At 75.3% G+C, this 15,071-nt stretch carries 13 protein-coding genes; 3 read left to right on the top strand and 10 right to left on the bottom strand.

Annotated features, from left to right (window positions below):
- Nucleotides 1-110: 110 nt before the first annotated feature.
- Together pqqB and pqqA are read right to left on the bottom strand one after the other, a co-directional pair.
- A complete protein-coding gene (gene pqqB / locus ACIG3E_RS35410) occupies nt 111-1,079 on the bottom strand; it encodes a pyrroloquinoline quinone biosynthesis protein PqqB (RefSeq protein WP_399624143.1) in 969 nt (322 codons plus the stop codon).
- Nucleotides 1,080-1,088: 9 nt separating this feature from the next.
- Nucleotides 1,089-1,220 (bottom strand): pyrroloquinoline quinone precursor peptide PqqA, encoded by a 132-nt coding sequence (pqqA, locus tag ACIG3E_RS35405; protein ID WP_399624141.1) that lies wholly within the window; start codon nt 1,218-1,220, stop codon nt 1,089-1,091.
- Between the two features lie 380 nt (nt 1,221-1,600).
- On the opposite strand from pqqA, the gene ACIG3E_RS35400 reads away from it, so the two are divergent.
- Nucleotides 1,601-2,392 carry an aldo/keto reductase gene (locus ACIG3E_RS35400; protein WP_399624295.1) on the top strand — a complete coding sequence of 264 codons (792 nt, stop codon included), beginning with the start codon at nt 1,601-1,603 and terminating at the stop codon, nt 2,390-2,392.
- Between the two features lie 15 nt (nt 2,393-2,407).
- On the opposite strand, the gene ACIG3E_RS35395 is transcribed toward ACIG3E_RS35400, so the two are convergent.
- The 4 genes from ACIG3E_RS35395 to ACIG3E_RS35380 are packed head-to-tail and all read right to left on the bottom strand — an operon-like array spanning nt 2,408 to nt 9,932.
- Nucleotides 2,408-6,814, bottom strand: coding sequence for an SAV_2336 N-terminal domain-related protein (locus ACIG3E_RS35395; RefSeq protein WP_399624138.1), 4,407 nt, complete (start codon nt 6,812-6,814; stop codon nt 2,408-2,410).
- Nucleotides 6,804-7,850, bottom strand: coding sequence for an AAA family ATPase (locus tag ACIG3E_RS35390; protein WP_399624136.1), 1,047 nt, complete (start codon nt 7,848-7,850; stop codon nt 6,804-6,806). Before ACIG3E_RS35390 ends, ACIG3E_RS35395 begins: the two co-directional genes overlap by 11 nt.
- Before the next feature lies 1 nt (nt 7,851).
- A complete protein-coding gene (locus ACIG3E_RS35385) occupies nt 7,852-9,567 on the bottom strand; it encodes a trypsin-like peptidase domain-containing protein (protein ID WP_399624133.1) in 1,716 nt (571 codons plus the stop codon).
- A gap of 8 nt (nt 9,568-9,575) precedes the next feature.
- Nucleotides 9,576-9,932, bottom strand: a complete 357-nt coding sequence (locus ACIG3E_RS35380) for a CU044_2847 family protein (protein WP_399624130.1) — start codon at nt 9,930-9,932, stop codon at nt 9,576-9,578.
- Between the two features lie 121 nt (nt 9,933-10,053).
- On the opposite strand from ACIG3E_RS35380, the gene ACIG3E_RS35375 reads away from it, so the two are divergent.
- Nucleotides 10,054-10,776 carry a bleomycin resistance protein gene (locus tag ACIG3E_RS35375; RefSeq protein WP_399624128.1) on the top strand — a complete coding sequence of 241 codons (723 nt, stop codon included), beginning with the start codon at nt 10,054-10,056 and terminating at the stop codon, nt 10,774-10,776.
- A gap of 59 nt (nt 10,777-10,835) precedes the next feature.
- Here the strand turns inward: ACIG3E_RS35375 and ACIG3E_RS35370 are convergent, their stop codons facing one another.
- From ACIG3E_RS35370 to ACIG3E_RS35355, 4 genes are all read right to left on the bottom strand, one after another.
- Entirely contained in the window at nt 10,836-11,783 is a 948-nt protein-coding gene (locus ACIG3E_RS35370) for a class I SAM-dependent methyltransferase (protein ID WP_399624126.1), read from the bottom strand.
- A 106-nt stretch (nt 11,784-11,889) separates the two neighbouring features.
- The gene (locus ACIG3E_RS35365; protein WP_399624293.1) at nt 11,890-12,636 is read right to left on the bottom strand and encodes a class I SAM-dependent methyltransferase; all 747 of its coding nucleotides are present in this window, start codon (nt 12,634-12,636) and stop codon (nt 11,890-11,892) included.
- A 23-nt stretch (nt 12,637-12,659) separates the two neighbouring features.
- On the bottom strand, nt 12,660-12,992 hold the full coding sequence (locus ACIG3E_RS35360) for a 4a-hydroxytetrahydrobiopterin dehydratase (protein WP_399624125.1): 333 nt from the start codon (nt 12,990-12,992) through the stop codon (nt 12,660-12,662).
- Nucleotides 12,993-13,060: 68 nt separating this feature from the next.
- On the bottom strand, nt 13,061-14,137 hold the full coding sequence (locus ACIG3E_RS35355; RefSeq protein ID WP_399624123.1) for an ADP-ribosylglycohydrolase family protein: 1,077 nt from the start codon (nt 14,135-14,137) through the stop codon (nt 13,061-13,063).
- 54 nt (nt 14,138-14,191) lie between these two features.
- Here ACIG3E_RS35355 and ACIG3E_RS35350 point away from each other — a divergent pair, with 54 nt between their 5' ends.
- Nucleotides 14,192-15,067, top strand: coding sequence for a helix-turn-helix domain-containing protein (locus tag ACIG3E_RS35350; RefSeq protein ID WP_399624121.1), 876 nt, complete (start codon nt 14,192-14,194; stop codon nt 15,065-15,067).
- Nucleotides 15,068-15,071 lie beyond the last annotated feature (4 nt).

Raw genomic sequence — 15,071 nt, 5'->3', positions numbered from 1 at the left:
CCCGTCCGGTGTCCACGGCTCGCGCTCGCCGGGCCTCGCGCTCGTGTCGTCCGGCACCGCGCCGTCCGCCGTCGTGCCGTCCGGCCCCGTGTCGTCCTGGGTGGCCGTCCTCACAGCTCGATCACCATCCGCTCCGCCGCGACGTCGAGTCCCCGCTCCGCGAGCTGCTTGTGCTGCTCGGCGCCGGGGTCCCCGAGGGGGTTCGTATTGTTCAGATGCGTGTACAGGCAGCGGCCCGGCAGGCGCGCGAGCCGGTCCGCGGTGCCACCCGGACCGGTGATCGGCAGATGGCCCATCCCGGTGGCGGTGGCGCGCGAGAACCCGGCCCGCAGCGGCTCCTCGTCGTCCCAGAAGGTGCCGTCGACGAGGACGAGGTCCGCCGCGCGGGCGGCCTCCTCGAAGGCGTCGGTCCAGGCGGCGAGGGCCGGTGCGTACAGGGCGGTGGCGCCGGTCCCGGTGTCCCGCAGGAGCAGGGCGACGGACCAGGCGTCCCCCTCGGCGGCGGGCCCGGTGATATCGGCCGCGTAGCGCGGGCGCTTGGCCGAAACGGGCACCGCGCTGACGGCGACCTCGGCCCCCTCGCCCAGGGGCACGGCCGCGGCGGTCAGCTCGTGCCAGCGGAAGGTGGTGTAGGGGCCGAGCACGGCGCCGAGGCCGAGCCGGTCGCGGACGGCGTGGCGCACCGGCGCCGTGGCCCACACGTCCACGCCGTCGCGGGCCTCGCGCAGCCGGGCGACGCCGAGGGTGTGGTCGAGCTCCGCGTCGGTGAGCAGGACTCCGGCGAGCGGGGAGCGGCGGATGTCGGCCGTGGGGTCGGGCAGAGCCGAGGGGTCGGGCAGAGCCGAGGGGTCGGGCAGAGCCGAGGGGTCGGGCAGCAGATCGGGGCACCCTTCGATCTGCTCGCCGATGTCGGGGGTCGCGTTGACGAGGTACCAGCGGCCCGGGCCCGCGCGGACGGCGAGCGAGGCGTGGCGTCGGCGGCGCCCGGGGTGGGCACGGGCCCCGGCGCAGCCGGGGCACGCGCAGTTCCACTGGGGCAGCCCGCCGCCCGCCGCGGTGCCGAGCACCTGGAGCAGCACGGCCGCTGCTTACCGGTCGGCGAGGCGGTACGCGGTGACCTCGAGCGAGGTCTCGACGACTGTGTACTCGGGGGTCTGCCAGGCCGTGGGGGCGGCCGGGTCCGCAGGAAGCTCCGACGTCTGCGTGTCGTGGCTGTTCATGGGCGTGTCCTGCCTTTCCTGAAGAAGTGGGGGGTTCAGGAGCCACTGGGATACACCACCATCGCTGTGCACAGGGTGTTCACATGGATGGCCTGCGTTCAGTGACGTGCAACAGAGTCGCGGCATGACGGGACGCGGTCAATGGTTCGGACCGATGAGGTCGGAGCTATATCCGGCCATTCTCCAGGGGGCCATCACGGCCCTCCGGCCGTTCTCCAGGCGCCGCCACGGCCCGGACCTGCCCCGGTGCGTCCCGGATCCCCCGCCAGGAATGCGGCACGGCCCCTGATCGTTGACCATGGACGTACCACCCGACGACGCATAAGGATCGAAAGCCCGTGAGCAAGGTCCCCCCGATCATCCTGAACAACGGCATCGAGATGCCCCAGCTGGGCTTCGGCGTCTGGCAGGTGCCGGACGACGAGGCGGAGCGGGCCGTCGCGACGGCTCTGGAGTCCGGGTACCGCAGCATCGACACGGCGGCCGTCTACGAGAACGAGACGGGCACCGGCAAGGCCATCGCCGCCTCCGGAGTCGCCCGCGAGGAGCTCTTCGTCACGACGAAGCTCTGGAACAGCGCGCAGGGTTACGACTCGACGCTCCGGGCGTTCGACGAGTCCCTCGGCAAGCTCGGCCTCGACTACGTGGATCTGTATCTGATCCACTGGCCGATGCCGGACAAGGACACGTACATCGACACGTACAAGGCCTTCGAGAAGGTCCTCGCGGACGGCCGCGCCAAGTCGATCGGCGTCTCCAACTTCCTGCCGGAGCACCTGGAGCGCCTCATCGACGCCACGTCGGTGATCCCGGCCGTGAACCAGATCGAGCTGCACCCGCACCTCCAGCAGCGCGCCGCCCGCGAGTACCACGCGGAGCAGGGCATCGCCACCGAGGCCTGGTCGCCGCTCGGCCAGGGCAAGGGCCTCCTGGAGGTCCCGGCGATCGTCGCGATCGCCCAGAAGCACGGCCGCACCCCGGCCCAGGTCGTCCTGCGCTGGCACCTCCAGCTGGGCAACGTGGTCATCCCCAAGTCGGTGACCCCGTCCCGCATCGCCGAGAACATCGCGGTGTTCGACTTCGAGCTCGACCCGGAGGACATGGCGGCGATCAGCGCCCTGAACGAGGACCGGCGGCTCGGCCCCGACCCGGCGGACTTCCACGTCGCCTGACGCGCGCGAGCGGCATCACGGCCCGTCCGCGCCCCCACTTTCCCGGGGGCGCAGACGGGTCAGTTCGCCCAGGAAGGCGAGGACGTCGCGGTGCTCCGTGCCGAGCGCGGGCACGAGGGCGGCCACCGCGCGTTCCAGGACCTCGACGGCCGCGAGGCGGTCGCCTCCGGAGAGCTGCGCGTCGACGAGGTTCCTGGTCATCGCCACGGTGCGGGGGTCCGCGTAGCCGAACAGCTCGACGCACTCTTGGAGCGCGGTCCGATACGTCACGACGGCCCGCGCGGGGTTCCTCGCCTCCAGGTGCGCGTATCCCAGATAGCTGTACGTCTTCAGCACGTCGGCGTGCCCGTCGCCGAGCGCCCGGCGGCGCAGGGCTAGGACCTGGTCGAGCAGGGCGACGGCCCTGTCGTGGCGTCCGGCGCCGAGCAGCGCGATCGCCGTGCGGTCGAGCGCGGCCAGGGTCTCCTCGTGCTCGTCCCCCAGGCTCTCCCGCCGTACGCGCAGCGCTTGTTTGTACAGGGGCAGCGCCCGGGCCACGTCGCCCACCTCCGCGAAGAACGCGGCGAGGCGGTCGTACGACTCCCAGGTCTCCGGGGAGTCCTCGCCGAGCACCTCGCGCTGGAGGTCCAGCGTGCGCTCGTACAGCGGAATGGCCAGGCTCCACGCGCCGTTCTCCCCGTACGCGCGGGCCAGGCACGCGGACGCGCGCAGGGTGGCGGGGTGCCGGGGGCCGAGCACCTCGTCCGCCACGGACCGCCACTCCTTCGCCGCCTCGACCGCGCTCTGCGGATTCCCCGCCCGCAGCTCGACGTCGACCAGGTGGCCCCACAGCCGCTGCGTCTCCGGATGCGCCTCGCCACGCGTCGCGCGACTGCGCCGCAGGGCCTCGCCGTACGCGTTGACGGCGTCGGGCAGCGTCTCATCGCCGCCCTCCAGGGCGTGGGCGACGTCGCTGAGGGCGCTGATCACCCGGGGGTGGTCCGGCCCGAAGACGCGGGTGAGGTCGACGAGGACCCGCGTGCCCTCGCGCGACGCCCGCCCCCGCACCCCCGCCGCGTACAGGGCGGCGGCGAGGCGGCCCCGGACCGCGAGGGTGTCCGGGTGGTCCTCCCCCAGCTCCCGGCGCGCGGCGGCCAGGGTCACCTCGTACAGCTCCACCGCCGTGTGCGACCTCCCCAGGGTCAGGGCCAGGTCCGCGATGGCCGCGCAGGGCAGGACCAGTTGGGGGGACACCTGCCTGTCGAGGGCGCGGAACACGGACTCGCGCATCTTCGTGAACTGCTCGCTCGCCGCGTCCACGTCTCCCAACTGGTGCTTGAGCGAGGCGAGTTCGACCCGCAGCAGGAGGACGTCGAGGCGGGCTTCGGGGTCGTTCGGGACGGGCAGCCAGCGCGCGGTCTCGCAGCGCCGCACCGCTTCCGGCAGGCGGCCCGCCCGCCGCAGCGCGTCCACCAGCCGCCGGGTCGTCCGCAGGCTCTCCGGGGAACCGAGCCCGGGACCGCGCTCCCGGCCCGCCTCCGCGCGCTCCAGCAGGGCGACGGCGCGCTCCACCTGGCCCTGCCCGGTGACGAACTCCGCCGTCGCCTCCAGGACGTGGACGAAGTCCGCGTCGTCGTCCTCGGGCGCGACCCGCTCGGCCACGTGGTCGACGTGCGGCAGCAGGGCCTGCCAGCGCGGCCAGGTGACGGGGTCCTCGGCGTCTTCAGGCAGCGCGCCGTCGAGGCAGGCCGTGGCATCCGACCGTGCCGCCCGCACGGCCGCCGGGCTGCGCCACGGGTCGTCCTCGTCCGGCTCGTTGAGGAACTCGTGCACCACGGGGTGCATTCGCAGCGTGTCGCCGTCGGCGCTGACGAGGCCGAGCTCCGCCAAGGTCTCCAGAGCGACGACGGCGTCGATGCCGGACAGCAGGCCCAGCGGGACCGGCTCGGGGGCCAGCCGGGCGAGGACGGTCAGGACGCGGTGTGCGGTCGGGTCGTCCACCCCGCGCAAGGTGGCGCGGAGGACGTTCGCGGCCACGGGCCGGTCCCCGCGCGGCAGGGTCCGATCGCGTTCGAGGAGCCTCAGGTACTGGGCAGGGGACATCCCCTTCCCCGCCATGTGCGCGGCCGCTACCAACAAGGCGAGCGGCAGTCGGCCGAGGGCTTCGGCCAGGCGGTGCGCGTCCCCCTCCGCCAGGTCCTGGTTCAGGCGGACGCGGAGCAGGTCGACGGCCTCCGTCGGCTCCATGGCGCCGAGTTCGAGGACTGGGCCGACGGCCTCCCAGCCGTGGGTCCGCCTGCTGGTGACCAGGACGCGGCCGCCCGTGCCCAGGCGTTCCAGGAGCGCGGCAATGTCGGCCGGGTTGTCCGCGTCGTCGAGGACCAGCAGCCAGTCGCGGTGCGCGGCCAGCCAGGCGACGGCCCACTCGCTCGCCTGCTCCCGCGTCACGGCGTCCGAGGACGCGGGCCGCAGGTCGTGGGCGAGCTCCGCGAGGCCTTCGGTCAGGAACGACGCGCGCAGCCACCACATCGGGTTCAGTGACGCGCGGACGGCGTCGCTCGCCGCCCACCGCGCGGCCAGCGCCGACTTGCCCGATCCTGCGCTTCCCCGTACGACCACCGCGTGCGGGCCTTCCGGCTGCGGGCGGGGAGCGAGCAGCGCCTCGTCCAGGTGCTGGAGTTCCGCCACCCGGCCCACGAACGGCGTCGGGCGCGGAGCGTGCGTCAGCCCCGGCGGAGCCGCCACCTCGTGGGGCGCGGGGAGAGCGGTCGCCCAGGGCTCTCCCCCCGTGGCGGACAGGGCGTCCGTGTCCGGCCCGGGCCTGGGCGCCACCCGGATCGCCGCCCCCCGAAGCACCTCCAGCGCCTCCTCGCTGACCAGCGCGAACGGCTGCCCCGCCGGGCCCAGTTGACGGGTGCCCCCGCCGTCCGCCACGGGGACCACCGCGCGGAAGGAGCGGGCGGTGGAGCCCATGCGGGACTCGATCTCCTCGCCGAGGCGGGTGAGGAGGTCGGCGACGGCCAGGGACTCGGGGCGCGGCAGGGTCTCGATGAGGGCGGCGCGGGCGCCGGGGGCGAAGTCGTAGAGGCCGCGCTCCAGATCGACGGGTTCCAGGAGGCCGCTGAGCAGGACCTCGGCGAGGTCGCTCGGCCGGGAGCCGGGGGTGACGCGCTGCTGGATGAGGCGCATCACGGGGAGCGCGGGCACCGAGAGGGCCACGTGCGCGGCGAGGTCGGCGGCCGTGCGGGACGCGGCGAGCTGGAAGCGCAGGACGCGCTCGGCGATGGGCAGGTCGCTCTCTTCCGCGAGGGGCTCGGCGAGGGCGGGCGGGGCGGCGCCGACGTAGGTGACGGCGGTGTCGCGGGGCCGGTCGCCCGCCGCCGCGACCAGGGCGGCCCAATCGGCGAGCCACTCCGGCGCGAGTTCGAGTACGGGCACGGGCAGGGTCCCGGCGGGGCGGTGGGCGCGGCCGTGGTGCGGGGTGAAGCGGAGCGCGGTGTTCGGGGCGTGGGCGCGCGCGGCGGTCGCCCTGCCGGGCACGGTGGGCGCGGCGGTGCGCCGCCACAGGCGTTCGGGCAGCGGCTGAAGGACGGCGGTGGGGCCGCGCCGCGCCCAGGTGTGCAGGGTCTGTCCGGCGCGCCCCGCCCACCAGTGAGGGCCGGAGCAGTCGCTGAGGACCAGGGTGAGCTGACGGCCCGTGGGGTCGACCGCGGCGGCGGGGGGCACGGCCGGGCGGCCGGGTGCGGGCCGCAGGCCGACGCGGGTGCCGAGGTCGGCGACGTACCAGAGGCGGACGTCGCGGAAGGCGCCCGTGCGCTGGAGCGCGGCCCGCAGCTCCCCGGCCAGCGGCCGCCACACGGCCATCGCGGAGCCGGTGTCGACGACGAGGGCCAGGCGCAGCGGGCGGCAGGCGGCGGGCACCAGGACGGGTGCCCAGGGGCGGCGTTCGGCGTGCCCGGCGGTGGCGGCGTGCTCGGCGGCGCGCGCGGCGGTGGCGTCCTCGTCCAGGACGCGGCGGCGGGGGTCGGGCACGCGCCGCTTGAGGGGGCGCAGGGCGCGCTGGATGGCGAGTTCGTGGCGCAGCGCCTGCGGGGCGGGCACGAGCACGTCGTCGGCGTCGGTGCCGGGCCGGGCGGCGCCGCGCGGCAGGTGCAGGGGCTTCCCGCCGGGCTCCGCGGCCGCCGCCAGGTCGCCCTCGGCCTGCTCCTCGGGGTGCTCCGGCCCCGGGCGCGGCGTCGGCGCCCGCTCCCCCGCGCCGCCCGGCGCGAGCGCGTCCGGCGGCAGGCGGGGCCCGCCCGGAGGCGGCCGGGGGCCGTCCGTGCTCTCGGGGCTCTCGGGTGCCTCGGGCAGCGTACGGGCGAGCCACAGCATCTCCGCGAGTTCGAGGGGCGTGACCGGCGGGCCGAGGGCCTCAAGGGCGGCGCGCAGCCGGTCAAGCGTCATCGGGGCCCGTCGCCTCGCCGCTCAGGTACGGGGCGACCTGCTCGGCCAGTTCGGCCACGCTCTCGGGCGGTTCGCTGAAGGCCGCGTGGTGGCACATGTAGATGGCGTTCAGGAGCTGGTCGTTGGCGAGCAGGCCGTCGCTGCGCCGGTCGAAGAAGCGCCGGATCACGTCGTGCGCGCCCTCGGGCAGGGCGCCCGAGGCGTCGCCGACGACACCGCCGAGGTGTTCGCCGACGATCGCGGTCAGCTCCTCGACCGTGGCGGGCTGCTTCAGGTCGACGGTCACGCAGCGGCGCAGGAACGCGGGCGGGAACTCGCGCTCGCCGTTGCTGGTCATGACCACGAAGGGGAAGGCCCGGCAGGTGACGGTGCCGTCGCGGATCTCCACCCGCTCCGTGATGCTGTCGGCCGTCATCACCTCGGCGGTGGGCTCGGCGCGCCGGGCCAGCTCGACGAGTTCGTACGACCCCTTCTCGAAGATGGTGAGGAGGTCGTTCGGCAGGTCGATGTCGCTCTTGTCGATCTCGTCGATGAGCAGCACGCGGGGGCGGGCGTAGGGCAGCAGGGCGGTGCCGAGCGGGCCGAGGCGCAGGTAGTCGCCGATGTCGTCGGCCCGTTCGGAGCCCTGCGCCCCGTCGCGGGCGCGCCCGGCGGCGTACAGGCGCGTCAGCGGGTCGTACGCGTACAGCCCTTCGCGCAGGGTGACGCGGCTGGTGATGGGCCAGTGCAGGACCTTGCCGAGGCCGAGTTCGTGGGCGACGGCGTAGGCGAGGGACGACTTGCCGGTGCCGGGGGCGCCGGTGACCAGGAGCGGCCTGCGCAGATAGAGGGCGGCGTTGACCTGGCGGACGGCGTCGGCGCCGGGGCGGTAGCTGACGGCCGCGTGCCGGTTGCCGCTGTCGCCGGGCGGGGTGGGCAGCGGCGGGCCGCCGGTGAAGCGCCGCCAGGGCGGCGGGTCGGGCAGCAGGTCGACGCGGTCGTGCGGGGTGCGGCCGCCGGTGTAGACGTGCCAGGCGCGCGACGGGTGTGCGGTCACCTCAGCCTCTCTCCTTGTTTCCCATGGCCAGCGGCGGGTCGGGCCTGCGCTCCGGGTCGTCCCAGAACAGCGCGAGGCGGTGTCCGCAGTGGCCGTCGCCGCCGCGCTCCGGGGAGCGGGCCTCCTTGCGCAACCTCATGACCTCGTACGGGAGCCGGTCGGGGTCGAGCGCGGACACCGCCCGGGTGAGCCGGTCGAGGAAGGCGGCGGACGCGCAGTCCGCGTGGCCCCCGCCGCCGCAGTCGCGCCGCCGCCACAGCATGATGGGCATGCCGATGTCGAGCGCCGCCGACAGCCAGGCGTCGCCGGGGGTCGCCGCGTAGGCGAGGGCGCACAGCTGCTCCTGGCCGTCGAGCCAGTCGTAGAACTCCTGGTAGTCCCACGTCAGGGAGCAGGCGACGGGGTGGGGCCGGGTCTCGCCGCGGGCCCGCACGGTCTCCCAGCGCCGACGGGTGAAGCGGCAGACCATGAGGGGTTTGAGGCGGTCCGTGTGGCGGACCACGACAGGCACGGCGCGCAGCGCCCGGGGCCGGGCCGCGCCGGGCTCGTGCAGCAGCCACTCCTCGAAGGGCTCGTCCATGAGCCCCTGCGGCACGACGAACTCCGCGATCCAGTCGAAGTCGGCGACGGCGCCGACCTGCGCGGCGAGCAGCGCCTCGACCTTCGCCCGCAGCTGCTGGGGGCGGACGCGGACGGGTCCCGCCCGGCCGACCGGGACCCCGTCGACGAGGGCGCACACGGACAAATCCAGGCTCTTGGCCTTCGTCATCGGCTCCACCCGGACCATGAGGGACCCGGTGCGCACGGCCCCGGCGGCCGGGCCGCGCCCTGCGTCGTCCGGCTGCCAGCGCCGCGTCCAGGCGGTGAGGCGGGCGGCGACGGCGCCGGGCGCGTGGTCCCGCAGCTCGCGCAGCAGCCGTTCGACGCGGCCCTCGCCGGTCAGCTCCTCGGCGACGTACCGCACGGCGTGCCAGGCCGACCGGAAGGCGGGCAGCTCCCGCAGGAACGTCGGGAAGGCCTGGCGCACCGCCAACGCCACGGCGGCGGGCGCCAGTTCGCCGCCGCCGAGGGCGGCCCGCAGCTCGCGGCGCGGCGCGGGTTCCATCCAGCCGAGGGGCAGCAGGTCGTCCAGGCCCTCCCAGTGGCGGCGCGCGGTGTCGAGGGGCAGCATGCGGCCCTGGGTGCCGCCGCGCTCGCCCTCGAGGTCCGCGTCGGTGACGATGCCGACGACCTCGCCGCTCACCGGGTCGTACACCCCGGCGCCGCTGAACCCCTCGTCGAGGCGGCGCAGATGGGCCTTGTCGACGTCCAGCTCCAGCCATTCGCCGTGCAGTCGCCGGTCGGCGCTGGTGGTCACCGTGACGTACGTGCCGTCGCGCTCGTGGCCCTCGGGGAAGCCGAGGGCGCGCAGCACGTGGGCGGGGCGGCCGCGGTCCGGGCGCAGCGCGCCGAGGGGGGCGAGGGCGCAGGGCGCCGCGCGGACCGGGTGGTCGAGCGCGAGCACCGCGAGGTCCCCGGGGTCGCCGAGGGTGCGCCAGGCGCCCCTCCACACGACGCGCGCCGGTTCCTCGCCGCCGTCTCCGGGCAGCGCCACGCGGACCTCGGCGTGGCCGTCGACGACGTGGGCGCAGGTGATCACCCGCTCGCCGTCGACCAGCACGCCCGCTCCCAACGGCGGGCCGCCGCCGACCGCGTGGATGCGGGCACACCAGTGCATGTCCGCCATTATTCGCCCCGCGCCGCGCCTTCCGCGCCCCCTGGGGCGCCCCCTTTCGACCACGTCAGCTTGACCGTCAGATGGCCCTCGGCCGCGGTCTTCGCGATGACGGCGCCCGCGGCGACGCTCAGCTTCACGCCGAACTCCAGCTCGATCCCGTCCGGGTCGAGCGCTTGCTCCCGGAACGTGCGGAGCGCCGAGAGCGCGGCGCCGCGCACATTGCCGAGGGCCGACTCGAAACGGCCCTCGACCTCCCTGACCCCGTCCTCGTCCCGGCGCGAGACAGACCGGTAGCCCACGTCCCGCGAGTCCATCTCCACGACGACGGGCCCGTCGTCGGACTCCCAGCGCATCAGCTCCCTCATGGCGCAGAACGTAGACGCAACAGGCCTGCCGGAGCAGGGAAGTGGCGAAATCTACGTCCACTACAGCGCGCGAATACGCATCCCCTCCCTCCAATTATTCAAGTTTGACTAGACTGACGGAATGGCTGAGAAAACCATCCCGCTGCTCCCCTGTCCGGCCATCCAGCCGGTCGTCGACTTCTACACCGCCCTCGGCTTCGAGACGACCTACCTCCAGAAGAGCCCGTACGCGTACGCCGTCGTCGAACGCGGCCCCGTGGAGCTCCAGTTCTTCGGCATGAAGCAGTACGACCCCGCCGGGTCGTACTCCGGGTGCTACGTCCTCACCGACGACGTGGAGGCGCTGTACGCGGCGTTCCGGGCCGGGCTCAAGGCCGCGTACGGAAAGGTGCCGCGGCGGGGGCTGCCCCGGATCGGGCCGCTGAAGGACATGTCGTACGGCGTGCGGCAGTTCCTGATGACCGACCCCGCGGGCAACTGCATCCGCGTCGGGCAGCAGCTGAGCGAGGACCAGAGCCACCGGCCCGCGCCGAAGGAGACCTTCGCGCGGGCGCTGCACATCGCCGATCTCTTCGTCGACTCCAAGGAGGACCTGGAGGGCGCCGCCAAGGTCGTCGACCGGGCGCTCGCCCTTCGGGACGAGCGGCCCACGCCCGCGCAGCACCTGCGGCTGCTCGTGCTGCGCGGGGACATCGCCCAGCGGCAGGGCGACGACGAGTTGGCGGAGCGCCTCCTGGAGCGGGCCGCGGGGATCGGGCTCGGCGAACGGCTCGGCGAACTCGGTGAGGACGAGCGGGAGGCCGTACGGGACGCGCTGGCGCGGCTCGACGAGCTGCGGTCGTAAGGGTGGGCCGAGGGCGGTCGCGGTGCACGGCGGGCCCCGAGGTGGGCCGGGGCCCCGGGTCAGCCCTCCTTCACCGCCACGTGCACCGTGTGCGCCACGAGCAGGAAGACGTCCCGGCGGCGGTGCAGGCTCAGCTCGTCCTCGGGGTCGAGCAGGCGGTTCAGGACCGCCATGTCGTCCGCCGCGAGCGCCTGCGGCCCCTCGGCGGCCGCGAGGCCTCGGTAGCGCTCGAAGGTGTCGACGACGTGCGCCCGCGCCCGCTCGTCCAGGGGCGCGGGCAGGTCGAGCAGGAACGTGCGGGTCGCCGTGTGGCGCAGGCCCGCCGCCGTGAGCAGCGCGGCCCAGTCCTCCGTGGTCTCCGTGGCGCCGGGCAGGGACGCGCGCATGCGCGCGAACCACTCCTCGTTGGCCGCGTCGAGGCGGGCCTGCAGGCCGGGGCGGCCCGCGCCGATGTCGCGCGGCAGGCTGCGCGGCGGCAGGCCGCCTTCGAGGACCGCGAGCGCGCCGCCCGGCGCGAGCCGCTCCCCGAGCGCGGTGAGCGCGGCGACCTGGTCGCCCACGTGGTGCACGGACCGTGCCGCCCAGATCAGGTTGGCGGGCGGCAGCTCGCCCAGGCCGTCGGGGAGTTCCGCGCGGTGCGCGCGCACCCGGTCCGCCAGGCCGAGCCGGGCGGCCCGCGCCTCGGCCCGCTCAAGGAGGGCCCGCTCCGGGTCCGCCGCGACCACCTCGGCCTTGGGGAACGCCTGGGCGAGCAGGCTGGTGACGACGCCCGGGCCGCTGCCCGCGTCGACGATCAGGGACGGCTCCGCGGCCGCCGCGCGCAGCTCGCGCAGCCACGCGGCGACCTGCCGGTACAGCGGGGCCGTGACCTCGGCGTTCTGCTCCAGGACGGGCGCCATCTCGGCCCAGTCGATGTCGTGGTCGCCGTGGCCGTGGCTGTGGCCGTGCCCGTGGCTGTGGCCGGAGCCGTGGTCGTGGCCGCCGGTCTTGGTCTCGTACGCCGTCATCGTTCCGCCGCCCTCTCGCCTGGTCTTCGCGAACGCTGCCAGCGTGCGTCGGCGTTCCCCGAACGGCCACTTCCGTTGCTGTTTCGGCAAACGGCGTCCAGGGCCTTCACCCAGGGGCGCCCTTCGTGAACGCGCGCAGCGCGAACTCCGGGTCGGGCCGCCGCACGTCCTGGTCCGGCAGCCGCGCGAGCCGCTCCGCGTACTCCCGTGCCATCGCGCTGTCCGTCGGGATGCTGGTGAACCAGCCGCGGAACAGGTCCTCCGCGGTGCTGCGCGGGCTGCGGCCCTGGCCGTGGCCGGTGAAGCGGGCGCGGCCCGCGGGGGTCAGCCCGCACGCCGCGGCGTAGCCCTCGACGCGGGCGGCCCCGTCCACGGGCTCACGGACGGGGCGGCCCGCCAGGACGGCGTCGATGTCGCTGCCCACGTCGTGGGACGCGGCCTTGTCGACGGTGGTGACGTAGCGGCCGCCGGGCCTGAGGACCCGGGCGCACTCCGCCACCACGGCCGCGGCCTGTGCGGGATCGGCGAACAGGTGCAGCAGCCAGACCGTGGCCACCGCGTCGAACGCGCCGTCGGGGAAGGGCAGTCGGCGGCTGTCCCCCAGGACGACGGCGCCCGGAACGCGCTCGGCGGCCATGCGGGCCATGGCGTACGTGGCGTCCACCCCGGTCACGCCGAGGCCCGGCCGGTCGGCGAGCCGCCGGGTGACGAGGCCCGTGCCGCAGGCCACGTCGAGCAGGGTGCGGGTGCCCGGCGCCAGCAGCGAGAGGACCGCATCGGCCGCGGCGGCGGCCCTAGGCTCGCCGCCGCGCGACGCGTCGTAGCGGACGGCCTCCTTGGCGTAGTCGAGCATGACGCCGCCCGGCCCGTCGGTCGTCACGCGGCACCATGGCCGGGCGCCAGCTCCTCGACCCTGCGGGCGAGTTCGAAGTCGCGCTCGGTGAGGGCGCCGCCCGCGCTGTGGGTGCACACCGCGAGCGCCACCGTGTCGTAGCCGAGGGTGATCTCGGCATGGTGGTCGAGCTCCTGCTGCACCTGGGAGACGTGGACGACGAGCGCGGTGGCCGCGTAGTGCGAGCCGAGGCGGTAGGAGCGGGTGAGGACGCTCCCGGAGGTGCCCGCGCCGCCCGTGTCCTGGGTGACGGACCAGCCGGGCAGCTCGGCGAGCCGGTCCTCGATCTCCTTCTGCGACAGCGGTTCGAGAGGCATGGCCGCGCTCCTTCCTTGGTGTCGGGGGTGCGCTGTCAGCCTGCCACAACGCGTCGCGGGCACGGCACTCAGCGGCGCGCGCATTCCGTCGCGAGGTCGTCCGCGAGCGCCGCGATCACCGCCCGGCCCTCGACGGCTTTCAGCCAGTCGGCCGGAAGGCCGTGGTCGCCGTGGAGCGCGCCGAGCAGATTGCCGCAGACCGAGCCGGTGGAGTCGCTGTCGCCCGAGTGGTTCACGGCAAGGGTCAGGGCGTCCTCGGCCCGGGGCGCGGCCAGGGCCGCGTACACCGCGATGGCGAGGGCCTCCTCGGCGATCCAGCCCGCGCCCAGGGACTCCACCCGGGCGGCGTCCGGCTCCCCCTCGGCGGCCAGGTCGACGGCGCGGGCGAGCGCGGTGGATGTCTCCTCGTGCCCGGGGTACCGGGCGAGCAGCCGCAGGGTGCGCAGGACCGCGCCCTCCAGCGAGTCCCCCGCGACCAGGTGCGCCACGATCGCGGCGAGCGCGCCCGCGGCGTAGGAGCCGGTGGGGTGGCCGTGGGTGATCCGCGCGCAGCGCGCGGCGAGCTCGAAGGCCCGCCCGGCGGGGGCGCGGGTGAGCCCGAAGGGCGCGGAACGCATGACGGTGCCGCAGCCCTTGGACTCCGGGTTGACCGGCCCGGGCGGCCCGAGCGGGGCGCGCGGGTCGGGCGCGTGCGCGTGGGCCAGGCCGCTGAGGCAGGCGTTGCCGGGCGCGCGGCGGGCGTAGAGCCAGGCCTCGGCGGCGAGGCCGCCGCGTGTCTGTGCCGCTGGGCCCGGCCGCTGCTGGGTGTCCAGCCAGCGCAGATACGCCTGAAGGACGAGCTGGGGCGCCGCGCCGCCGATGCCCTTGCGGCGCTCGCGCGCGTGGGCGGCCTCCAGGGCCTCCACGGTGAACAGCGTCATCTGGGTGTCGTCGCTGATCCGCCACACGCCGTCGGCGTCGGGCAGCGGGCCGGTCACGCCGCGCGGGCCGTGGGCGGCGCGGATGGCCGCCAGCGAGTCGAACTCGACGGCGTAGCCGAGCGCGTCACCGATCGCGCCGCCCAGCAGACAGCCGCGCACCCGTGCCCGGTAGCTGGCGGCGGCCTCCCACGACAGCGGGTCCCACGGGTTGTTCACGCCGGTCATGCACCACTCTTCTTCGCGTTCGCCATGCGGGGCTCCTCGATTACCGTCAGGGGTATGACAACTCTGGCTCCCGACAGGCGGAACGGCAAAGGCGGTGCCCCGCGCGCGGGCACGGCCTCCGAGGCGGGCACGGCCTCCGGGGCGGGCACGGCCTCCGAGGTGGGCGCGCTGCTGCGCGGCTGGCGCCAGGAGCGGCGCGTCAGCCAGCTGGAGCTGGCGCTGCGCGCGGATTCCTCGGCGCGGCACATCAGCTTCGTGGAGACGGGCCGCTCCAAGCCGAGCGAGGAGTTCGTCCTGAAGCTCGCCGAGCACCTGGACGTGCCCGTGCGCGAGCGCAACGCGCTGCTGCTCGCGGCCGGGTACGCGCCCCGCTTCCGGCAGACCCCGCTCGACGACCCGTCGATGGGCGCGCTGCGCGCGGGCCTTGAGCGGCTGCTCCAGGGCTACGAACCGTATCCGGCTTTGGTCGTCGACGCGACGTACGACGTGGTCGCCGCGAACCGCGGCATCGCCTCGCTCCTCGACGGCCTGCCCGAGCACCTGCTCGCGCCGCCCCTGAACGCGATGCGGCTCGTGCTGCACCCCGAGGGGCTCGCCCCGAGAATCCGCAACCTGCGGGAGTGGCGCGGGCATCTGCTGCACCAGATGGAGCGGCAGATCGCGCTCCAGCGCTCGGGCGCGCTGCGCGCCCTGTACGAGGAGGTGGCGGCCTACCCGGTCCTCGACCCGGGCGAGGACACGGCGGCGGACGGGCAGGTGCCGCACTTCGCGCTGCCGCTCAGGATCGAGCACGAGGGCCGGGTGCTGTCCTTCATCTCCTCGATCTCGACGTTCAACACGCCGATGGACGTGACCGTCGCCGAGCTGGCCGTCGAGACCCTGCTGCCCGCCGACCCGGCGACGGTCAAGTACCTCCAGGACCGGGGGTAGCCGG

It is taken from the genome of Streptomyces sp. NPDC053474 (genome assembly GCF_044544845.1).
Lineage (GTDB): Bacteria > Actinomycetota > Actinomycetes > Streptomycetales > Streptomycetaceae > Streptomyces.
The sequence above is the reverse complement of the archived record's forward strand: the minus strand, read 5'-3'. Positions and strand labels throughout refer to the sequence as shown.